Below are 18,148 nucleotides of genomic sequence, written 5' to 3'. Positions count from 1 at the left end.
ACCGTGCAGTAACTATGATTCAAATCAGTGACATCGAGCTTTTACGTGGCCCAAAATGCCTGTTAAAAAATGCCAGTGCGACTCTTTTCCCGCAACACAAGGTGGGTTTAGTCGGCAGTAATGGCTGTGGTAAGTCGAGCCTGTTTGCCCTGCTTAAGGGTGAACTGCAACTCGACAGCGGTGAAGCCAAAATTCCCAAGGAATGGTCCATTGCCTCGGTCAAGCAGGAAACCCCAGCCCTGGATATCAGTGCCCTTGAATATGTGTTGCAAGGTAATCCGCAATATTATGCGCTGCGCACCGAGCTAAAGGCGGCGGAGCAAAACGGCGATGGCGACACTCAGGCCAAGGTGCACCAGCAGCTGGAGCTGATGAAGGGTTACAGCATCGAAGCCAAGGCCGGAGAGCTACTGCATGGTTTGGGCTTTTCCAATAGCCAGATAGATTACTCGGTCAGCGACTTTTCTGGGGGCTGGCGTATGCGCCTTAACCTGGCGCAGGCATTGATCCGCGATGCCGACCTGCTGCTGCTCGATGAACCGACCAACCACTTGGATCTCGATGCGGTTTACTGGCTAGAGCGCTTTCTACGCGCCTACAGCGGCACCCTGGTACTTATCTCGCACGACCGTGAATTCCTCGATGCCGTGGTCGGTGAAATCTGGCATATAGATCAGCAGCTGATCAATGTGTACAAGGGTCACTATTCCCAGTTTGAACGGCAAAAAGCCGAGCGTTTAGCTCAGCATCAGGCGCAATTTGTTAAACAACAGGAACAAATTGCCCATTTAGAAAAGTTTATCGCCCGCTTTAAGGCCAAGGCCAGTAAGGCCAAACAGGCACAAAGCCGGGTGAAGGCCTTAGAGCGCATGGAAAAGCTGGCCCCAGCCCATGTCGACTCACCGTTCGACTTTAACTTTGCCGAGCCCGATGCCCTGCCTAACCCGCTGATCGCCCTTGATGGCGCCCAGGCTGGCTATGGCGACACCACCATTTTGCACAGCATTAAGCTCAACCTAGTACCGGGCAGCCGCATCGCCTTACTAGGTCGCAATGGCGCCGGTAAATCTACGCTGATCAAATTACTAGCCCAAGAGATCAAGCCGCAGGCCGGTGAAGTATTTTATCACCAAGGCCTTAAGGTGGGTTACTTTGCTCAGCATCAGTTGGAAGCCCTGGATTTAGAGGCTAGCCCGGTTACTCACCTACAACGCCTGGACCCGATGGCCAGCGAGCAATCGCTGCGTGATTTCCTTGGCGGCTTTGCCTTTATCGGCGATAAGGCCTTAGAGGCGGTAGCGCCTTTCTCCGGCGGCGAGAAAGCCCGCCTGGTGCTGGCCATGTTGGTGTATCAAAAGCCGAACCTGCTGTTACTGGATGAGCCTACCAACCACCTGGACTTGGAAATGCGTCATGCCCTGGTTATGGCATTGCAAGGTTTTGAAGGCGCCATGGTGACGGTATCGCACGACCGCCATCTATTAAAGAATACCGCCGATGAGTTCTATCTGGTCGACAGCGGTGAGGTCAGCCAGTTTGGTTATGATCTCGATGCCTATTACCAATGGCTGCTTAAGGCCAATCAGGCGAACAAGCCAGCGCAGAGCACTGAAGATAAAGCCCATTCCAGCGCCAACCGTAAGGAGCAAAAGCGTAAGGAAGCCGAGTTTCGCAAGCAGGTGCAACCGCTGAAAAAAGCCATTGAGAAGCTGGAGAAGCAACTCGACAAGCTCAGCCCGCAGCTAAGCGAGATAGAGCAGCAGCTCAGCGATAACAGCCTGTATGAAGAGCAGCATAAGGAAAAGCTCAAACAATTACTGGCACAGCAAACCGAGGCGGCAAAACAGCAGGAGCAGGTGGAAGAAGAATTGCTGGAGCTAATGACCGAGCTCGAAGAGCAAGAGCAGGCCTTCTATGAGCAAGATTAGCGCCGCAGAGTTATGGCGCTTTAGCCTGAGGGTGTACGCCAATCCCCAGGTGCAAAAAGCCCTGTTGCAGTGGCAGGACGAGTACGACTTGAACGTCAATCTTTGCCTGCTGCTGGCCTACCTAGACTGCCACCAGCAAGCCCTGGACTCTTCCCAGTTGCAAGCGCTGCAAACGGCCATAGCGCCCTTTAACCTCCTTGCCCTTAAACCCCTGCGCCAAGTGCGTGCCGAGGTTAAGGCGCAGCAGGAGTCACTGCATGACTACCCGGCGCTACGCCAGCAACTACTCGACCTTGAACTGCAATTTGAACGCCAGCAGCAAATGCAGTTGATACAGGCCTGTAAAACCCTGAAACTGCGCTCTGAGAGTAAGGCTAACAACCTGGCTTTGTATCTACCCAGCCCCCTCGTGCCGCTAAATGCTGATCTGGATCAAGCTCTGCACGCAATCATCGACTAGTCACAAAATAACCTTGATCTAGGTCATATCGCCACCGGCTCGGCTCTCCTACACTAGCTATATCAAAGGAACAGGAGACGCCATCATGCAAGTATTCTTTCGCGATTTTTTCTCAGACCCAGTGTTGTTTTTATCATTCGGTTTCCTCAGTGTTGTAGTACTACTTTGCTTGTTTTATGTCGGCTTTTTCATCAAAAAAGTTATGGATGCTGAAGTTCCTGAAGGACAGTAATTTTCTGTTGAGACTGGATAAGTAGCAACAACCAAATTAAGCACGACGCACAAAGTCTCCTCTAATCTTGCATTAGCGGAGACTTTATTTTTGTGCGATAAAAATGAGCATACCGCCAAACTTTGTTAGTATAGTGCGCGATGTATTCTGATTTTGTTGGTAAATATTCAGTGAGTAACCACTTTACCCCTGCTTGGTGGATGCCCGGCCGCCACCTGCAAACCATTTTACCGCGCTTTTTTCGCCCCGGTTTTAAGGTCAATGTCAGCCGCGAAATCATCACCACAGAAGATGACGACTTTCTCGATCTTGCCTGGGCACAACCGGCTCAGCCGGATAAGCCACTAGTGATCATCCTCCATGGTCTGGAGGGTAATATCGACAGCTTTTATGCCAAGGGCATGATGCTGGCGTTGCAAGCGGCAGGGTTGGATGCGGTGCTGATGCATTTTCGCAATTGCTCCGGCGAACCAAACCGACAAATCCGCGCCTATCACAGCGGCGAAACTAAGGATTTAGGCTTTTTTATCCGCACCCTGCAGCAACGCTTTCCCGGACGTGCCTTGGCGGCGGTCGGCTTTTCACTCGGCGGCAACGTGCTGGCCAAATACCTGGGCGAGCAGCGCGAACACAGTGGCCTTAAGGCCGCGGCGGTGATCAGCGCCCCTCATGATTTATCTAGCTCCTGTAAGGTGATCCGCAAAAGCCTGGGCAAAATTTATCAGCACTACCTGCTTGGCCGCATGAAAAAGTCCATGACCCGCAAGCTGCCACACCTCAAAGGCGCGCTTGATATGAGTGCCGAGCAGCTCAACAGCATCAATGACCTGTGGCAGTTTGACGATATGATCACCGCACCCCTGCATGGTTTTAACGGTGCCGAGGATTACTACCAAAAAAGCAGTGCCAAGCCGTATCTTAAACATATCGCTACCCCAACCCTGATAATTCATGCCGAGGACGACCCCATGCTGGCCACCCCAGCGGTACCGCGCCCAGAAGATGTCTCCGCCGCCGTTGATTTACGCGTATCCGCCAAGGGCGGGCATGTGGGCTTTATCAGTTGCAGCGGCTGGTTTAAACCGGAATTTTGGCTAGAGCAAACCGTCCCCCAATATTTCTTAGAGCAATTAGAAAACGCATGATCATTCCCTACCAAGAATTAAGTAAAGAAGCACTTACCAACCTCATAGAGCAATTTATTCTTCGCGAAGGCACCGACTATGGTGAAACCGAGGTAGACAAGGAAACGAAAATCGAACAGGTGCTTGGCCTGATAAAAAGCGGCGAGGCGCTGATCGTTTACTCGGAACTCCATGAAGAAGTAAACATTATGAGCGCCCAGCAATTTAAGCAAATGCAGGCCGAAGAAGGCGACTATCACATTGATAGGGATGAGTTTTAATCGGGGCTGGCAAATACCAGCCCGTACCACTACCAGCATTTTTCGCTAACCACACTCACCCGCTGCTGTTATGCTGACTCCCTAAAGCAGCAGCCCACTCAGCCAACAAGAAAAGTGCATGTCGTTAGATCTTGTCGGGTCGCCGACTACGGCGATATTTGTTCGTCAGACTAAAGTCTGACCTACAAGTACCAAAACCTCTTTGGCGACGCAAAGCATCAATCTACAACAAAGCTCATAAGACCAAGACAAGAATCTGATGAAGCTTAAAGTCGCCAGTAGTAGCGAGGAATAAGCCATAAAGCTATACCTCTATGAACTAACACAGAGCGAAGCTCCCACAGACAACCAGCAAATGTATCAACCTAATCCCCTTACATTGCATCCGAAACGGGATACGAGAAGAGTCATCAGCAACGGTGATATTGGAGGAAATATTACTTCGGACAAGGCTAATCAAAGACTGTATTAGCAGAAATTTGAGCGCTTTGTTCTCAATAGCTAATAAACACTCCTCACTAACAGGTATCGATCTCCCCGTTTAGATTCGCGCTTTCGATCTCGGCTTTTGCTGCAAAGCGTGGCTAGGACAGTGAGGCATGGATGCCGAGCTAGATTTACCGGCACAGGGATGGGCCGTTAAATCGTGTCATAGCCACAGCGGAGCGTTTAGCAAAAACCCGAGTTCGCAAGCATTAGCGAATCACGGGTTCGCGGAGTTTCCAAAGAGGGAGTCGAATCACTCCCTCTTTGGTTGTCGTCGCCAACGCGACAAGATCTAAATTTGAAAGCAGTAGCTGAGAAAGTGCAAACAATTAATCCCTGAAGCAGTATTCCTGTTCGTTACGAAGTTAAAGCGTCCCCGCCCAACGCGGCAAGATCTAACAAAATCCATTAGGTCGTCAGACTGAAGTCTGACCTACAAGTACCAAAGCCTCTTTGGCGACGCAAAACATCAATCTACAACAAAGCTCAGCTCCCACAGATCACCTGCAAATGTATCAGCCTAATCCCCTTACATTGCATCCGAAACGGGATACGAGAAGAGTAATCGCCAGCAGGATGCTGAGCGAAAGCGTGCCCAGGGCATGGACGCCCTGTGCGCGCTGGTTACCTTCATTTCTCGTAGCACGTTGAGGAAACAATGCAATGTTGGGGCGCCTTGGGGTTCATAGGGGTGGTTGGCGTAAACCACCCCTATGGTGCCGTCGCCACCGCGACAAGATCTAACAAAATCCATTAGGTCGCCAGACTAAAGTCTGACCTACAAGTACCAAAACCTCTTTGGTTGTCGTCGCCAACGCGACAAGATCTTAATTTGAAGGCTGTAGTAGAGGGAGTGCAAACAATTCATCCCTGAAGCAGTATTCCTGTTCGTTACGAAGTTAAAGCGCCCCGCCCAACGCGACAAGACCTTCAAATTCGATGTAAACTCGGTTGCAACTACTAGGGTCTGTTGACCTTTGTTGTTTGTTTCTGCAGCAGTTTGTAGCGGATTTATACAAGGCGGCACATGTGTGGTGTAGTTATTCTACATGAACATGTAACAACACAGTAGAAATGCGCTACAAGCGCTGCCCTATGGGTTCATCTAAACGCATCCTGCTCTGTGTTGCTCGCTATGTACATAGAATGACTATGCAGCATAACGAGCGTCGTGATCAGAATGCGTTTAGATTGAACATAAAGTAAACCACAAAGATAAACAGACCCTAGGTTGTCGGCCTAAAAGGCTGACCTACAAATGCCCCCAAGTGCGTGCCTGCACCCATTAATCTTATTTCCTTGTTTTAAGCCCAAAACCCCGCCACAATGGGCAGCAAATTCAATAATAACAATGAGCAGCTATTATGAAATTCACCACCCTCAGCGCGGCCTTAGCGCTGGCTCTTGGCAGCCTTAGCGTTGCCGCACAACAAGTGCATCAGGCTTCTGAAAAAGCCGTAAAACTGGCGCAAGAAAACATTCTTATCGACACCCATATCGATGTCCCTTATCGCATTCACAATGAGTGGGATGACGTCAGCAAGGCCACAGACCGTGGTGATTTCGATTACCCTCGCGCCATTAAAGGCGGTTTAAACACGCCCTTTATGTCCATCTATATTCCCGCTCATTTAGAGTTTGAAGGCAAAGGCAAAAGCTATGAGCTGGCCAATCAGCTGATCGATATGATGGAAGCACTGGCCTATCGCGCACCAGATAAGTTTGCCATTGCCGACTCGGTTACGGACGTAGAAAAGCAATTTAAAGACGGCCTGATGTCACTGGCCATGGGTATGGAAAATGGCTCCCCCATCGAAGGCGAGATCAAGAACCTGCACCACTTCTATGAGCGTGGCGTGCGTTATATCACCCTGGCGCATTCGCAAAGCAACCATATTTCCGACTCCAGCTATGATATTCGCCGTAAATGGAAGGGCCTAAGCCCATTCGGTAAAGAGCTGGTCACCGAGATGAATAATATCGGCATGCTGATCGATGTCTCGCACATCTCGGATGCGGCCTTCTATCAGGTGATGGAGCTGTCTAAGGTGCCCGTGATCGCTTCACACTCCTCGCTGCGTAAATACACGCCGGGTTTTGAGCGCAATATGGATGACGACATGCTGCTGGCGCTGAAAAAGAACGGCGGTGTGATCCAAATTAACTTTGGTTCCAGCTTTGTCACCAGCAGCGCAAATAGCTGGTACGACCGTCGCGATGAAGCCCAGGATAAGGCCAAAGAAGCGGGCAAGGACACCACAGACTTTAAGGCGGCCTACCTGAAGAAGAACCCCTTCCCTTTCGCCAGCCTAGAGCAGGTGCTAGATCATATCGACCACGTGGTGAAACTGATCGGCATAGAGCATGTGGGCATTGGCTCTGATTACGATGGTGTGGGTGACTCACTACCCGTGGGCCTTAAAGACGTAGCCAGCTACCCTAACCTGGTACAAGGTTTGTTAGACCGTGGCTATAGCGATGCGGATATCAAAAAGATCCTTGGCGAGAATATGCTGCGCGTATGGCGTCAAGCAGAGGCGTTTGCCAAAGCGCACTAAGATTTATGCCTCTTGAGACTGAAAAGCCCGAGCAATGCTCGGGCTTTATTATTTGTCCACTTTTGATTTAGTCACTAAGTACCACAAAAGGTTTGATAACTATCGTCTTCGCCCTGCTCTGGCGGCTGCTGTAAATATGCATGCTCGGGGGCAAGGTGATAAGGGTTACGAATGGCCGCCAGCAGCGGCGCCAACTTGTCGCTGTGACCCTGACGTTCAAAGTCGGCGATCACCTCTTCCACCCTGTGATTGCGGGGGATCACCTGCGGATTCGCCGCAATCATCAGCGCCACACTCTGCTCCTTGTGCCCGGCTACGGGCGCCTGCCAGCGCGCCAGCCAATCTCCCAAGGCCGAAACTAGATGATCTGGCAGCTCTGTGCCCTGTTGACTGTAGTCGGTCAGCGCCGCAAAGGTATTGGTGTAATCCAACTGCTGTTTTTGCATCATCCCCAGTAGCTCATCCACCAGCGCCTCGGCATCACCGTCTTCAGGCAAAAGCCCGAGTTTTTGTAGCCACATGGCTTTAAGGGCGGCATTAAACTTGTCGCCGAAGGTGCCAAGCACCTGGGTTAACTCTGCCACCGCCTGGTCGCGCTCTAAGCTAAAGAGGTCGATCAGGGTTTCGGCGAAACGGGCCAGGTTCCAACTGGCGATCTGCGGCTGATTACCAAAGGCATAACGACCGGTACGGTCGATGGAGCTAAACACCCGACCAAAATCAAAGCCGTTCAACATGGCGCAGGGGCCATAGTCTATGGTTTCACCACTGACCAGGGTATTGTCGGTATTCATCACCCCATGAATAAAACCGATGCGCAGCCAGTGTACTATCAGTTCGATTTGTTTATCCATCACCGCACCAAAGAGTGCCAACAAGCGCTCATCCCCGTTCAGCTCGGCCAGCTCGGGATAATGACGCTTGATGGTGAGCTCCACCAACTGCGCCAAGCCTTGCTCATCCTGCTGCGCAGCTAAAAACTGAAAGCTGCCAACGCGAATATGGCTGCTGGCCACCCGCGTCACTATGGCACCGGCGCTGGGCTGTTGCCGCATCACCGTCTCGCCGCTCAGCGTCACACTTAAACAGCGCGTGGTAGGCACCTTTAATGCCGCCAAGGCTTCGCTCATAATAAATTCGCGCACCGCTGGGCCAATACCACAAAGACCATCGCCACCGCGGGTAAATTGGGTTGCGCCGGAGCCCTTTAATTGCAGATCCCAGCTCAGCCCCTGTGAATCGGTGACGGCACCAAGCAAATGGGCCCGCCCATCGCCGAGCAAGGGCACGTAATTACCAAACTGGTGGCCGGCATAAGCCAAGGCATAGGCATCCGAGTGAGACTGGCCGCTGGCAAGCTGAGCTTTAGTGGTTTCGTCCTCGTTCAGTCCTAGGGTTTTCGCCAGTGCACTATTCCACAGCAACAGCTGCGGCTGACTAAACTGACGCACCTTGGCGCTGTGACTCAGGGCGCCAATATGGGCATAGGGGTTATTTAGCTTCATAGCTATCCTTAGTTGGTTTGCATGCCAACATAATTGTCGCCAACGCTAAAGGCAATAAGCTGGCTTAGCTCAGTTAAGGAGCGGCCACTTTGCTGCTGCAACTCATTAAACATGCCTTGTATAGCCTGCAGGGAGCGCTTTGAGTGCAGACCGCCGTCGATCACCTCATTGGCACGGCAATAGGCTTCAACATCACGCGACAACACAAAGGTGTCTTTACCTAAAGCTCTCAGGGCAAAAGCGCCGGTATTGCCACCTAGGCGAGCGCCGTGCTTTTTCAAATACAGCCAGAGGCCGGTAATGTCCTCGCTCGGCCACTGGGCAACAAAGTCGCTAAAGCTGCCATGCTCTTGTGCTACTTCATGGATCATTAGACAATTAATAGGCAAGGTTTGCACTTTTTTAAAGTTGCGCACTATACGTTCATCGCTGGCCTTTTGCTCCAGCATTTCCGGCGCCATCATCAGTAATTTCTCAACGCTAAAATCCCAGAACACCTCGCGAAAGCCCGGCCATTTGGCATTAATCACCGCCCAATAAAAGCCACTTTGAAAGATTTTTCGGGTGAACTCTTCTAACCAGATATCGTCGGTTAGTTGCTTTAATTGTTCGGTGGTTTTTGGCTTACTGAGTAAGGCTTCCAGTTGCGCCTGTGAGCCCTTGCGCTCAAGCGCACGCTGATAAATAGATTGATATTTTTCCATCTGCTGCTGGGTCTTTTGAGTATAGGGAGACATTAAAACATGCTTTGTACAATGACAAAAAGGGTTATACCCTTAGAGCGAATCTGAAGATCAAACTACAGCCCCATAAAGGTGCCGTTATTTTGCCGTGCTACCTCACGCATCAGGGTGGAAAACTTCACCATATCCGGTGACGCGCCCATATTGCGCTTAAAGGCGATACCGTGAATACGGGCGATAGGCGTACCGCCGGTACTGCGATTAAGCCGATTGATTTGCGCTAGGGCATCGTCGTAACTGGTGCCGGTAAAGTCATCGCCAAAGACATAAAGGGCGAGGTCCCCCTGATAGCGGGCATAGGCCTTGAGGCTGGCGGCTATCCCCTCCACCGGCGAGCTGTTAGAGCTGCCATGCCATTGCTGTAAGCCACGCAGCACCCCGGCGCGCTGCGCTCGACTGTCGCTGCGCCAGGTACCAAGGGAGCGTCCGCCCAGCACCTCACCATTGTCGGACAGCACTTGAAAGCCCTGCACCTTGGGATGATTATTGAGCACCTCATCCATGGTTCTCAGCACCCGCGGCCACATGGTCTTCATTGACCCTGAGGTATCAATAATAAAGACCACATAATTGCTGTCGACAGGAATGCCACCCACCTCGTCATCGCGCACTGAGGCACGAGGGGCGTTAATAGCGGCGCGCTGACGCTCCACCAGGGTTTGTTCCAGCCCGGAGGCGGCATCGGTCAGCTGCTGCACCTTATCCTTGGCCCGCGCCAGTTGTGTCTGCAAGGCCTCTTGTTGATCAGCATTACTGGCCCCCTCTGCTTGTGCGGCGGCCAGCTGCTCGGCGCCCTCGCTCAAGGCTTGCTGTAATTGCTGGACGCTGCGCTCGGCCCCGTCCAAGGCTCGCACCAGGGTGGCAATTTGACTGGCGTCATTAAACTCACCCTGATCGCCATTTTTAGCCAAGAGAATAAGCATCACCACGGCGCCAAAAGCACAGGAAATAATGTCTAAAAACGACAGGCTAAAAATTTCTACCGGTTCACGCCGCTTCATGGCCAGCTCCGCGCCGGGGCTATCATCAAACCGCCGGTGTTATTGGCCCAGTTCCAGTAAAGCGCCGGCGCCAGCGGCTCACCTTCCAGGGGCAGTAAAACAATATGGGTTGGCACCCTGGGCGCGACCTGAGCTATGCTGAATTGATGGATTCGGGCGCGGCAATCGCCATCTATGGTTTTCATATTGCCGCTAAGGGGCTGACAATTTTTTGTTTCACGAAACCCTTGGGCGCCGGACATCATGGTCGGCAAGCCATCGGTAATAATATAGAGCGCATCCATATCGGCAAAGGTGCTCTTAATGGTGCTTAAGGCGGTATATAGGTCGGTGCCATTTTCCGGCACCAGGGCGTCAATGTCCTTAACCAAAGCCTGCATGCTGGTCTCCACCTTGGCCGAGTTGATGGCCCTGTTGCCCAGCACCTGGGCGCTAGAATTAAAGGCAACCACACTGACCTGAGACTGCTTCGGCACCCGCGCCAGCAGCCATTTCGCTACCCGCTTGGTACGCTGCCATTTTGGCCCCTGTTGCTTTTGTTGTGCGGGGCCGAGCTTACGGCGTATCACCTTGATCAGCTGCTCGTCCGTCATCGAGGCGCTGTGATCGATCAAAATACCTATGCGCTGACCTTCAACCTTGAGGCCCAATAAGTAATTTTCCTCGCCACCGCCTTTTAACTCAATAGGATCATCCGCCTGTTTCGGCGCCGCCGCAGCTACCGACTGCTGTAACTGCGCTACCACCGCCTGTTGATTTTGCAAGGCCTGCCTGGCCGCTTGCTGCATGATTTTTAACGCGGCCACGCGCTCGCTGTTATCACTGTTTTGCGCCTGTGCCGCAGCCAGCGCTTGCGCTACCTGATCCAGCTCCTGCTGCAAGGCATTGGCCTGCTCCTCGGTGGCAGCAAGGCGCTGTTGCAGTCGTTCTATTTCGGTACTGGGCACCGAGGTTGAGGCCTGAAATTTGATAACAATAAGGATCATCAAAACAGCGCCCAAGCCACAAGCCATGACATCGAGAAAGGACAGGTTGAACCCTTGTTCGCCGCGCCGCTTCAACATTTTGACTACTTATGCAAATGGGTTAACAAATGGGTTTCACAGTTGTTCTTGGTTTTTAGCACCATTTCATCCTGGCGGTTATTTAGATGAAATAGCACATACATCAAGAGGATAGAAAGCAACAGCGAAACCAGGGTCGAGTTAAAGGCAACCCCAAGCTTGTCCACCATACCGGCGATATCACCGGCCACCGCTTCCTCGGCCTTAGCCAGGGCCGAGCCGATACCGCGCACCGTGCCAACAAAGCCAATGCTGGGAATGGCCCAGATAAAATAACGAATGGTGGCGTTACCCGCTTCCAGTTGTGCCGCCAGAGATTCGACACTGTCACGAATAGCATCGGCGGCATGCTGCACATTTTGGGTATTTTTATAGCGACGTAAGCAATTAATCCAGGTGGCCACCGAGCTGTTTTTGGCACTCTCCCCTTCTTCTAAAAAGGCCAGTGCTTCATCCACATTCAGCGCCTCCTCCTTGGGGAAAGAGCGCAGATAGTCAAAAGTAAAAACAGGCTCTTCCTTGGTGACAATGCGATAATATTTGTAGCTCATCAGGATCAGGCAGAACAAGCCCAAAGTCATACAAGCCTGCTGCTCGGCGTCTTTTAAGATCACCCAGAGGTTAGTAGTGGCACCACTGCCATGAGCGGCAATAGCGGCCTCAGCCGCCGGGCGGATCACTCCTTGATACAGCAAGTGCACCACAACGACTGTGGCAATAAAGACGCCGATAGACACCAGCGGCGGCAAATTCATGCGGGTATTGTCCGTTGCCATAACGCGCTCCTTAGATATCCACCGGGAAGGTGGCCGGCGAGTCTAAACTGATTTTTGCCGCCATTGCCACCGAAGTGACGGCGCCGACCAAGACCAAGGTCAGCACCACTAATATGCCTTTACGTTTCATACCTTACCTCTCATAGCGGGCAATGCGAAAACCTATGGTTTCACTGGGCCCATCGGCAATAATTTTGCGTGCTGCCCGTAAATCCTGCAGTCGCCCGGCTTGATAGTTACCGCCCTTGGCGATGTGATTGCCCCCGCCTCCGGGGCCCAGATAATCCTTGTGCACTCGGGTCAAATCCGGAGTGACATAAGAGCTAACATCGAATACCCATTCACTGACATTACCGGCCAAGTCATAAAGCCCAGCCTTGTCGGCGCGATAGCTGCCTACCGGCGCCTTGCCGGCGTGATTGTCCTGATAGTCAGCCAGATAAAATGCCTGCTTGCCCTTGAGGCTGGCATCGGCAAAGTTACCCACTTCCTTAGGCACCCGCTCGCTGTCGCCCCACACATACTTGGTGGCACGGGCACGCTTGGCTTTTTTCGCCAGCCATTCCCACTCCGCTTCACTCAGCAGGCGATAACCGCGGGCCTTTTTATTGATGCCTGCAAACTGGTTATTGACGATACGGTAATAGGGCTCCAGGGCTTCTTGCTCACTGAGCCAATTACAATATTGCACGGCGGCCAACCAGCTGATGTTAGTTACCGGCAATTGGGATTTGGGCGCCTGTTTATCGAAAGCATGGAATTGCGCCTCGGTTACTTCATGTTTGGCCACCCATATCGGCCGGGTAAAGTCGACCTGCACCTGGAACTCATTGCGCTGACGGCCCACTTCATTGGCCGGTGAGCCCAGGGTAAAGGGCGTCATCTTGAACTGTTGCAGCTCCATGCCCAGAGTAGAGACAAATAAAGGTCGCCCTTCCTGACGGCGAGCATCAAACTCAGTTAACAAGGTGATATCCACCGTAGAGGCGTGCTTGGCGCTTGGGGTCAGGGTTTTAACCACTGTACGATAGCCGGGTTTACTCACCTTGATTTCATGGCCGATGGCCGGCAGGATTTTAGTCAGCGGCGTTTTACCCCGTAACTGACCATTAATATAGACCTCGGCCTCGACATTGCTGCGCACACTGACCTTGCCTTGCTCCGGCTTTAAGGTAATGGCATAGAACTTCTGCTCCTTGGGCGGCAGGATCACCTTGCTGTTAAAGCTGTAATAACCCGGCTTATCGTAACGCACTCTGTGCATGGTATTGGCATCCACCGCCACCCGCCCCGGCGCCACCTTTTGGCCATCAATAAACAGGCTGCCACCCTCGGGCTCCAGGGTGATCTCCAAATAAGCTTGCTCGGGTTTAAGCTGATATTGGCGGCTAACAATCGGAAATTGCTCGGTAATTTCAACTTGCTCTATGCTTGGCTCATAACCCGGTTTATGTAACTCCAGAGCATAACTGCCACCGGGCAAGGTGTGCTCTAAAGGGGTTTTACCCAGGCTTTTACCATTTATATATACCTCGGCGCCATTGGGGATAGAGGTCAGCTCCAGCCCCCCGGAGATGGGAGCTAACTCAGGACTTATCTCGGTCGTTTGCGCCCGCGCCATTACCAGCGCCTGCTGCTGGTTTTGATAATAGGGGTTTTCGATACTGAGCCTGTATTCGCCCTCACTCAGTGGCTCGCTAATGCTTACCCCTTTGGCCAGTAAACGGCCATCAACAACCCACAGGGTATGTTCGCCATAGGGCTGAGTGACCTTGCCCGCCAAGGTACCGGGGCGAGGTTTAAGCTCTACCGTTACGGCGGCGGGGCTGGTATCTGTCAGCACTAGCTCCTGAGAAAAATAGGTGGCAGAGGAGACCTTAATTTTCACGTCGCTGGCAAAACGATACACCAGCTCATCGGTCACCAAGCCAAACCCAGCGGCAATCTCCACCTGAGCCTGCTCCTGCGCTTCAACGGGTAACACCTTAATGGCATGCCCCTTGGCGATAAACAGATAAATCACTATGGCCGCCACGCTCAGCAGCGCTAAGCAGCTGGCGATCAGCAAGGGTAACAGGCTGCTTTTTTGCCTTTGTTTTAATTGTGCGTCTAATTCAGACATAACCACTAAATCCTTTTTGTACAGGCTATGGTAAGCGTAATAGGCGTATCTGCTGCACTCACCTCAAGCTCATATTTGACGCTGACATAACCCGTTCTGCGTCCTTCCAGAGTATAGCTGCCGGGTAAGAGCATCACTTGCTTTTGAGCAAATTCCCCAAGCTGATCACCGCCATAAATGCGTACCTGGGTTTGCTCATCAGACAGCAAGGTCACGGCGATGGGGGTGCTAAAGTGACTCAAGTGTTGCTTCAACTCATCAAGGCTATCTGACAATTGCCGTGAGTAAGGGGCATAAGGCTGGGCCTTAGCTGCCGCCGCCTCGGCCTGAGCACGTATATTGCTGTCGCTTAAGCGCTCAGGTCGCGCCGTATAAACGCTTAAAGCGCGCTGCGCCGCTAATACCTGTTCGGCACGGTTCAACAAATGGGTAATGATGCTATCGCCTGGGGTGCGCGCCAAATATTGCTGCGCCAGGCTTTCAACCTGTTGCCACTGCTGCTGTTCGCTGGCGGCAACTAACAGCGCACGGGTGCGCTCGGTACTCAACTGGCGCTGCTGTTTACTTAATTGTGCGCGTAATAAATTCAGGGTGTCGCCATCGGCTTTTAAACGCTGCAATTGTGTAATTGCCCGCTCGGCCACGCTAAAGTCTTGCTGTAACAAGGCCTGCTGCGCCTCTTTGACCGCTTGGGAAATCTGGCGTTTGCGTATGCTTTCCTCGGCAACATTAAGCTTATCCTGCAACTCCTTGTTTTCGGGTTGCAACGCCACAAGCTGCTTCAATACTGCCGCCTGCTTATCTATATTGCGCTCAGCTATGGCGCCCTGATAATCACGCCTTAGGCTTTGCTGCTGGGCAAAGGCCTGGATCTGCTGTTGCAAGGTATCGATGCGCGCATCCTCTTTATTGAGCGCATACATCTTATCCACATAAAGCCTGGCTTCTTGCGGGCGTTGCTGCTCCAGCGCCTTTAATGCCTGCTGATACCAGCTGTCTATGGCTTGCTGCCATTGTGCTGATAACCCGGTTGCCAGTTCATCGGCCTGCTGTAAAGATGCCTGAGCCTGGCGAAACTGGCCTTGTGCAAAGGCCATTAGGGCAGCATCAAAAGCAGCGCTGGCCTGTATTTGTAGCTCGGGGGCGAAAGCGATCACCTGGTCGTTAGTTAGCAGGGCTTGGTGCTGCTGCTCAAAGGTTAAAATGGCCTGCTGCACTTGCTCGCGTAGGGCATCGTTCGCAGCACTATCAAGGGGAATAGCCAGCTCAGCACTTGGCACTGATGTGACCTGTGCCAAAGGCTCTGCCACATCATCACTTAAAGCATGCCAAACACTCACCGCCAGCATTAAAGCCAGAGTGACAGCAACAACTAGCATATAGGTATTGAGCTTTGCCCCGCGGGCCGAGGTTTGCTGTTGTAGCTGCTGATCTAAGCTCGCCTTCTTATCTTCGCCCACCACTAATACCTTAAGTTCTTTATTATTGCGAATGGCAGGCGCTTAATTGGCACTGGTTTCAAGATGATACATCTTCCTTAAATGAGCTTTCCATTGCTGATACTGCTCGGCGGCAGTACCGCTTAATTCAACCTGCTGCTCGTTAAATTCCATGACCTGAGGGCTAAGAGTTAAATCCAGACCCTGACCCATTTCATCTATCACCGCCGAGGCCACTTTAAGGTTTTGATTCGCTTGATAGGCATCCTTTAGCAGCCAAACACTGCCCAGGGCACCGGCAGTTTTCGCAACCGAGGTGGAAGTAGAGTTACTGTTGTTGCCCAGCGCCAAGGCAGCAATAAAGCCTAAGGTACCAACCACGGCCTTGGCATTGCGCTCGGCGCGGGCCTCTCGTGCCCTGACAGCCTCGGGCAAGGTTTCACGCTGCCATTCATGATAAGGGTCGTCTGTGCTTTGTTGAAATACATCAAACTGGTCCTGGAGACGATCGACAAACAGCATTTCTTGATTTCGCAACACCTCAATGCGCTGCAACATGGCATCGTCAGCCGCTGGCATGCCATTGAGCTCATACTTGTAAAAACGGGTGCCATTCTTACGGTCGATAGAGACCTTGAGATAGTCCTTAAAGGCCTCGGGAGAATAATAATGCGCATAACGCACTAAGCTGGTGTTTTTTAAGGTTTGCTTTTCTTGCTCGGAAAGGTCCATCAAGAGGCGATAAACATAGTCGCCTACCTCATCAAACACAGGCTGGTACGGGTCTTTGCCTTTATTTAAGGCATCGCGGAAATAACTCTTGGAAACCTGATGCTCAAACTCTTCGCTATCGAGAGGCTCACCACTGCTATCGACTACGGTTACCTTAAGGCGCACAAACTCTGAGTCAGAGTGCAATACCGTACCCAGCACGTATAAATCGGCACTGGTATTGGCATCGGGCACCACAGATACCGAACCAAAAGCACGAGTAGCGGCAATGGCGCGTTTGGTCTCTACCGCAAAACGCTTGGCCTCGGCACGACGTAATTGCGGCCAAATATCCATTTCATCCAACTCATCATAATCGACCTTATTGCCGTCCATGGGTAAGCCAGGATCAAATACCGGCACCGCAACATCTAAAAAAATATTGCTCTGCGGTAGCGCCTTAGCCGTGCTGTATGAGTCCTGCCCCATTGCGTTCGGACCGACCGCTAGAGGAGCATTACGAGTATTCTTGTTCGAGGTCGATTGGCAGGCACTGAGGGTGACAATCATCATGATCAACAGCGCCGCTAGCCTATAAGGGTTCTTAGATATCATATCTCAATACCTTTGCTTACTTAGTGCAATTGTAGTCTTCATATTGCTTAATTAACGCCTGCTTGGTGGCTTCGTTTGTTTCTTTGCTGATTTCTTCATAAAGCATAGTGCAAATAATAGAGTCGTTATCTTTAGGCTTAACAATCTGTTGCGCCCGACCACCACCGGATTTCATTTTTTCCTGTTCCTCAGTAGAGCCCTGATCCTGAGTAGACAAGGGTAAATCCTCATTCATTTGCTCCGCCAGAGTTCCTTGAGATTCAGACTCAGCTTGAGCACCTTGCTGTGCCTGTCCCTGTGCTGAAGAACTCCCTTGGCCCTGTTCACTTGCCATTTGCTGCTGCACCTTATCCAAACAGGTGCTGTATTTATTTACCGAATCAAGCAGCGCATTTTCCATTAGCTTAATGCGCTCCTGCTTGGTCAAAGTAGCAGGATCAATTTCATCTATTTCCACGGCAGTACAGTCGTAAGCCGTTTGTATTGGCGCTTGCGAGGCTGCGACAGGTAAACACACAAGTAACAAGCAAAACAATACAACAGGCATAGGTGCTCCCTTTAAGCCAAACGGTGAAGAATACCAATTCTGTAAAGTATGTGGGCAAATATAGCGCTGGATAAATGATGTGGTAACAAGGCGGAGTTTTTCTTATGTAGTATTCTCCATAGAAAAATTCCAACGCCGTGAGCACGATATTTAGCCCGCTAGAATGATTAGCTATTTAAGTGAATTGGTATAACCCTAATTATTACCTATTTGTACCGCTTTTCCTGTTAATAAGGCAAACAATTCATTGTAAGGTTTTGTTAGGCGACGAGTGACCGACGATTAAGTATCGTCGCAGCACGAGGAGGTGACAAACCTGTCTGGAACAGATTTGAACAGCGTTAGCTGGCCCGAAGGGGGGAATACAGGACGTATTCAATACTGCATGGATGACCGATGTAACCAAGCTACATGGATGTATTGTTAAAACAACTCTGCTTCCCAGCCTTCTGTGAGCAACATCCAAGCGGGTTTAATATTCTGCTTTTGCAAGGCTAAAGCCTCGCCTACAGATAGCCGTGGGAGTTTTTTTATGTCGGGGCTGGCCTTCCAATCT

At 51.5% G+C, this 18,148-nt stretch carries 16 protein-coding genes; 6 read left to right on the top strand and 10 right to left on the bottom strand.

Annotated elements, in window-relative coordinates:
• Positions 1 to 14: 14 nt before the first annotated feature.
• The 5 genes from WCN91_RS14210 to WCN91_RS14190 all read left to right on the top strand — a co-directional run bounded on the left by WCN91_RS14210 (position 15) and on the right by WCN91_RS14190 (position 4,025).
• Positions 15 to 1,928, top strand: a complete 1,914-nt coding sequence (locus WCN91_RS14210; protein WP_342680035.1) for an ATP-binding cassette domain-containing protein — start codon at positions 15 to 17, stop codon at positions 1,926 to 1,928.
• Positions 1,915 to 2,388: a TIGR02444 family protein gene (locus WCN91_RS14205; RefSeq protein WP_342680034.1), complete on the top strand. Its 474-nt coding sequence runs from the start codon at positions 1,915 to 1,917 to the stop codon at positions 2,386 to 2,388. The genes WCN91_RS14210 and WCN91_RS14205 overlap by 14 nt, the downstream gene beginning before the upstream one ends.
• A gap of 85 nt (positions 2,389 to 2,473) precedes the next feature.
• On the top strand, positions 2,474 to 2,620 hold the full coding sequence (locus WCN91_RS14200; protein ID WP_342680033.1) for a hypothetical protein: 147 nt from the start codon (positions 2,474 to 2,476) through the stop codon (positions 2,618 to 2,620).
• A 170-nt stretch (positions 2,621 to 2,790) separates the two neighbouring features.
• Positions 2,791 to 3,765, top strand: a complete 975-nt coding sequence (locus WCN91_RS14195) for a hydrolase (protein ID WP_342680032.1) — start codon at positions 2,791 to 2,793, stop codon at positions 3,763 to 3,765.
• Positions 3,762 to 4,025 (top strand): YheU family protein, encoded by a 264-nt coding sequence (locus WCN91_RS14190; protein ID WP_105190304.1) that lies wholly within the window; start codon positions 3,762 to 3,764, stop codon positions 4,023 to 4,025. The genes WCN91_RS14195 and WCN91_RS14190 overlap by 4 nt, the downstream gene beginning before the upstream one ends.
• A gap of 1,015 nt (positions 4,026 to 5,040) precedes the next feature.
• Here WCN91_RS14190 and WCN91_RS14185 read toward each other — a convergent pair.
• Positions 5,041 to 5,265: a hypothetical protein gene (locus WCN91_RS14185; RefSeq protein ID WP_342680031.1), complete on the bottom strand. Its 225-nt coding sequence runs from the start codon at positions 5,263 to 5,265 to the stop codon at positions 5,041 to 5,043.
• Between the two features lie 607 nt (positions 5,266 to 5,872).
• On the opposite strand from WCN91_RS14185, the gene WCN91_RS14180 reads away from it, so the two are divergent.
• The gene (locus WCN91_RS14180) at positions 5,873 to 7,069 is read left to right on the top strand and encodes a dipeptidase (RefSeq protein ID WP_342680060.1); all 1,197 of its coding nucleotides are present in this window, start codon (positions 5,873 to 5,875) and stop codon (positions 7,067 to 7,069) included.
• Between the two features lie 74 nt (positions 7,070 to 7,143).
• Here the strand turns inward: WCN91_RS14180 and WCN91_RS14175 are convergent, their stop codons facing one another.
• The 9 genes from WCN91_RS14175 to WCN91_RS14135 all read right to left on the bottom strand — a co-directional run bounded on the left by WCN91_RS14175 (position 7,144) and on the right by WCN91_RS14135 (position 17,592).
• Positions 7,144 to 8,574 carry a protein adenylyltransferase SelO gene (locus tag WCN91_RS14175; RefSeq protein ID WP_342680030.1) on the bottom strand — a complete coding sequence of 477 codons (1,431 nt, stop codon included), beginning with the start codon at positions 8,572 to 8,574 and terminating at the stop codon, positions 7,144 to 7,146.
• Positions 8,575 to 8,582: 8 nt separating this feature from the next.
• Positions 8,583 to 9,278 (bottom strand): DNA-3-methyladenine glycosylase I, encoded by a 696-nt coding sequence (locus WCN91_RS14170; RefSeq protein WP_342680059.1) that lies wholly within the window; start codon positions 9,276 to 9,278, stop codon positions 8,583 to 8,585.
• 95 nt (positions 9,279 to 9,373) lie between these two features.
• Positions 9,374 to 10,318 carry a hypothetical protein gene (locus WCN91_RS14165; RefSeq protein WP_342680029.1) on the bottom strand — a complete coding sequence of 315 codons (945 nt, stop codon included), beginning with the start codon at positions 10,316 to 10,318 and terminating at the stop codon, positions 9,374 to 9,376.
• Positions 10,315 to 11,382 (bottom strand): vWA domain-containing protein, encoded by a 1,068-nt coding sequence (locus tag WCN91_RS14160; RefSeq protein WP_342680028.1) that lies wholly within the window; start codon positions 11,380 to 11,382, stop codon positions 10,315 to 10,317. The genes WCN91_RS14165 and WCN91_RS14160 overlap by 4 nt, the downstream gene beginning before the upstream one ends.
• A gap of 5 nt (positions 11,383 to 11,387) precedes the next feature.
• Positions 11,388 to 12,158, bottom strand: coding sequence for a MotA/TolQ/ExbB proton channel family protein (locus WCN91_RS14155; protein ID WP_342680027.1), 771 nt, complete (start codon positions 12,156 to 12,158; stop codon positions 11,388 to 11,390).
• A gap of 133 nt (positions 12,159 to 12,291) precedes the next feature.
• Positions 12,292 to 14,280 carry a PEGA domain-containing protein gene (locus WCN91_RS14150; protein ID WP_342680026.1) on the bottom strand — a complete coding sequence of 663 codons (1,989 nt, stop codon included), beginning with the start codon at positions 14,278 to 14,280 and terminating at the stop codon, positions 12,292 to 12,294.
• 5 nt (positions 14,281 to 14,285) lie between these two features.
• Complete coding sequence (locus tag WCN91_RS14145) at positions 14,286 to 15,740, bottom strand: hypothetical protein (RefSeq protein ID WP_342680025.1); 1,455 nt, start codon at positions 15,738 to 15,740, stop codon at positions 14,286 to 14,288.
• A 42-nt stretch (positions 15,741 to 15,782) separates the two neighbouring features.
• On the bottom strand, positions 15,783 to 17,045 hold the full coding sequence (locus WCN91_RS14140) for a hypothetical protein (protein WP_342680024.1): 1,263 nt from the start codon (positions 17,043 to 17,045) through the stop codon (positions 15,783 to 15,785).
• Positions 17,046 to 17,061: 16 nt separating this feature from the next.
• Entirely contained in the window at positions 17,062 to 17,592 is a 531-nt protein-coding gene (locus WCN91_RS14135) for a hypothetical protein (RefSeq protein ID WP_342680023.1), read from the bottom strand.
• Between the last annotated feature and the right edge of the window lie 556 nt (positions 17,593 to 18,148).

It is taken from the genome of Pseudoalteromonas qingdaonensis, from assembly GCF_038739665.1.
Taxonomy (GTDB): Bacteria; Pseudomonadota; Gammaproteobacteria; order Enterobacterales; family Alteromonadaceae; genus Pseudoalteromonas; species Pseudoalteromonas qingdaonensis.
The sequence above is the reverse complement of the archived record's forward strand: the minus strand, read 5'-3'. Positions and strand labels throughout refer to the sequence as shown.

What these genes read in the sequence shown, in the direction of transcription:
- WCN91_RS14210 (WP_342680035.1), top strand. Translation starts at nt 15, where the DNA reads ATGATTCAAATCAGTGACATCGAGCTTTTACGTGGCCCAAAATGCCTG.
- WCN91_RS14205 (WP_342680034.1), top strand. Translation starts at nt 1,915, where the DNA reads ATGAGCAAGATTAGCGCCGCAGAGTTATGGCGCTTTAGCCTGAGGGTG.
- WCN91_RS14200 (WP_342680033.1), top strand. Translation starts at nt 2,474, where the DNA reads ATGCAAGTATTCTTTCGCGATTTTTTCTCAGACCCAGTGTTGTTTTTA.
- WCN91_RS14190 (WP_105190304.1), top strand. Translation starts at nt 3,762, where the DNA reads ATGATCATTCCCTACCAAGAATTAAGTAAAGAAGCACTTACCAACCTC.
- WCN91_RS14185 (WP_342680031.1), bottom strand. Translation starts at nt 5,265, where the DNA reads ATGGATTTTGTTAGATCTTGTCGCGGTGGCGACGGCACCATAGGGGTG.
- WCN91_RS14175 (WP_342680030.1), bottom strand. Translation starts at nt 8,574, where the DNA reads ATGAAGCTAAATAACCCCTATGCCCATATTGGCGCCCTGAGTCACAGC.
- WCN91_RS14170 (WP_342680059.1), bottom strand. Translation starts at nt 9,278, where the DNA reads ATGGAAAAATATCAATCTATTTATCAGCGTGCGCTTGAGCGCAAGGGC.
- WCN91_RS14165 (WP_342680029.1), bottom strand. Translation starts at nt 10,318, where the DNA reads ATGAAGCGGCGTGAACCGGTAGAAATTTTTAGCCTGTCGTTTTTAGAC.
- WCN91_RS14160 (WP_342680028.1), bottom strand. Translation starts at nt 11,382, where the DNA reads ATGTTGAAGCGGCGCGGCGAACAAGGGTTCAACCTGTCCTTTCTCGAT.
- WCN91_RS14155 (WP_342680027.1), bottom strand. Translation starts at nt 12,158, where the DNA reads ATGGCAACGGACAATACCCGCATGAATTTGCCGCCGCTGGTGTCTATC.
- WCN91_RS14150 (WP_342680026.1), bottom strand. Translation starts at nt 14,280, where the DNA reads ATGTCTGAATTAGACGCACAATTAAAACAAAGGCAAAAAAGCAGCCTG.
- WCN91_RS14140 (WP_342680024.1), bottom strand. Translation starts at nt 17,045, where the DNA reads ATGATATCTAAGAACCCTTATAGGCTAGCGGCGCTGTTGATCATGATG.
- WCN91_RS14135 (WP_342680023.1), bottom strand. Translation starts at nt 17,592, where the DNA reads ATGCCTGTTGTATTGTTTTGCTTGTTACTTGTGTGTTTACCTGTCGCA.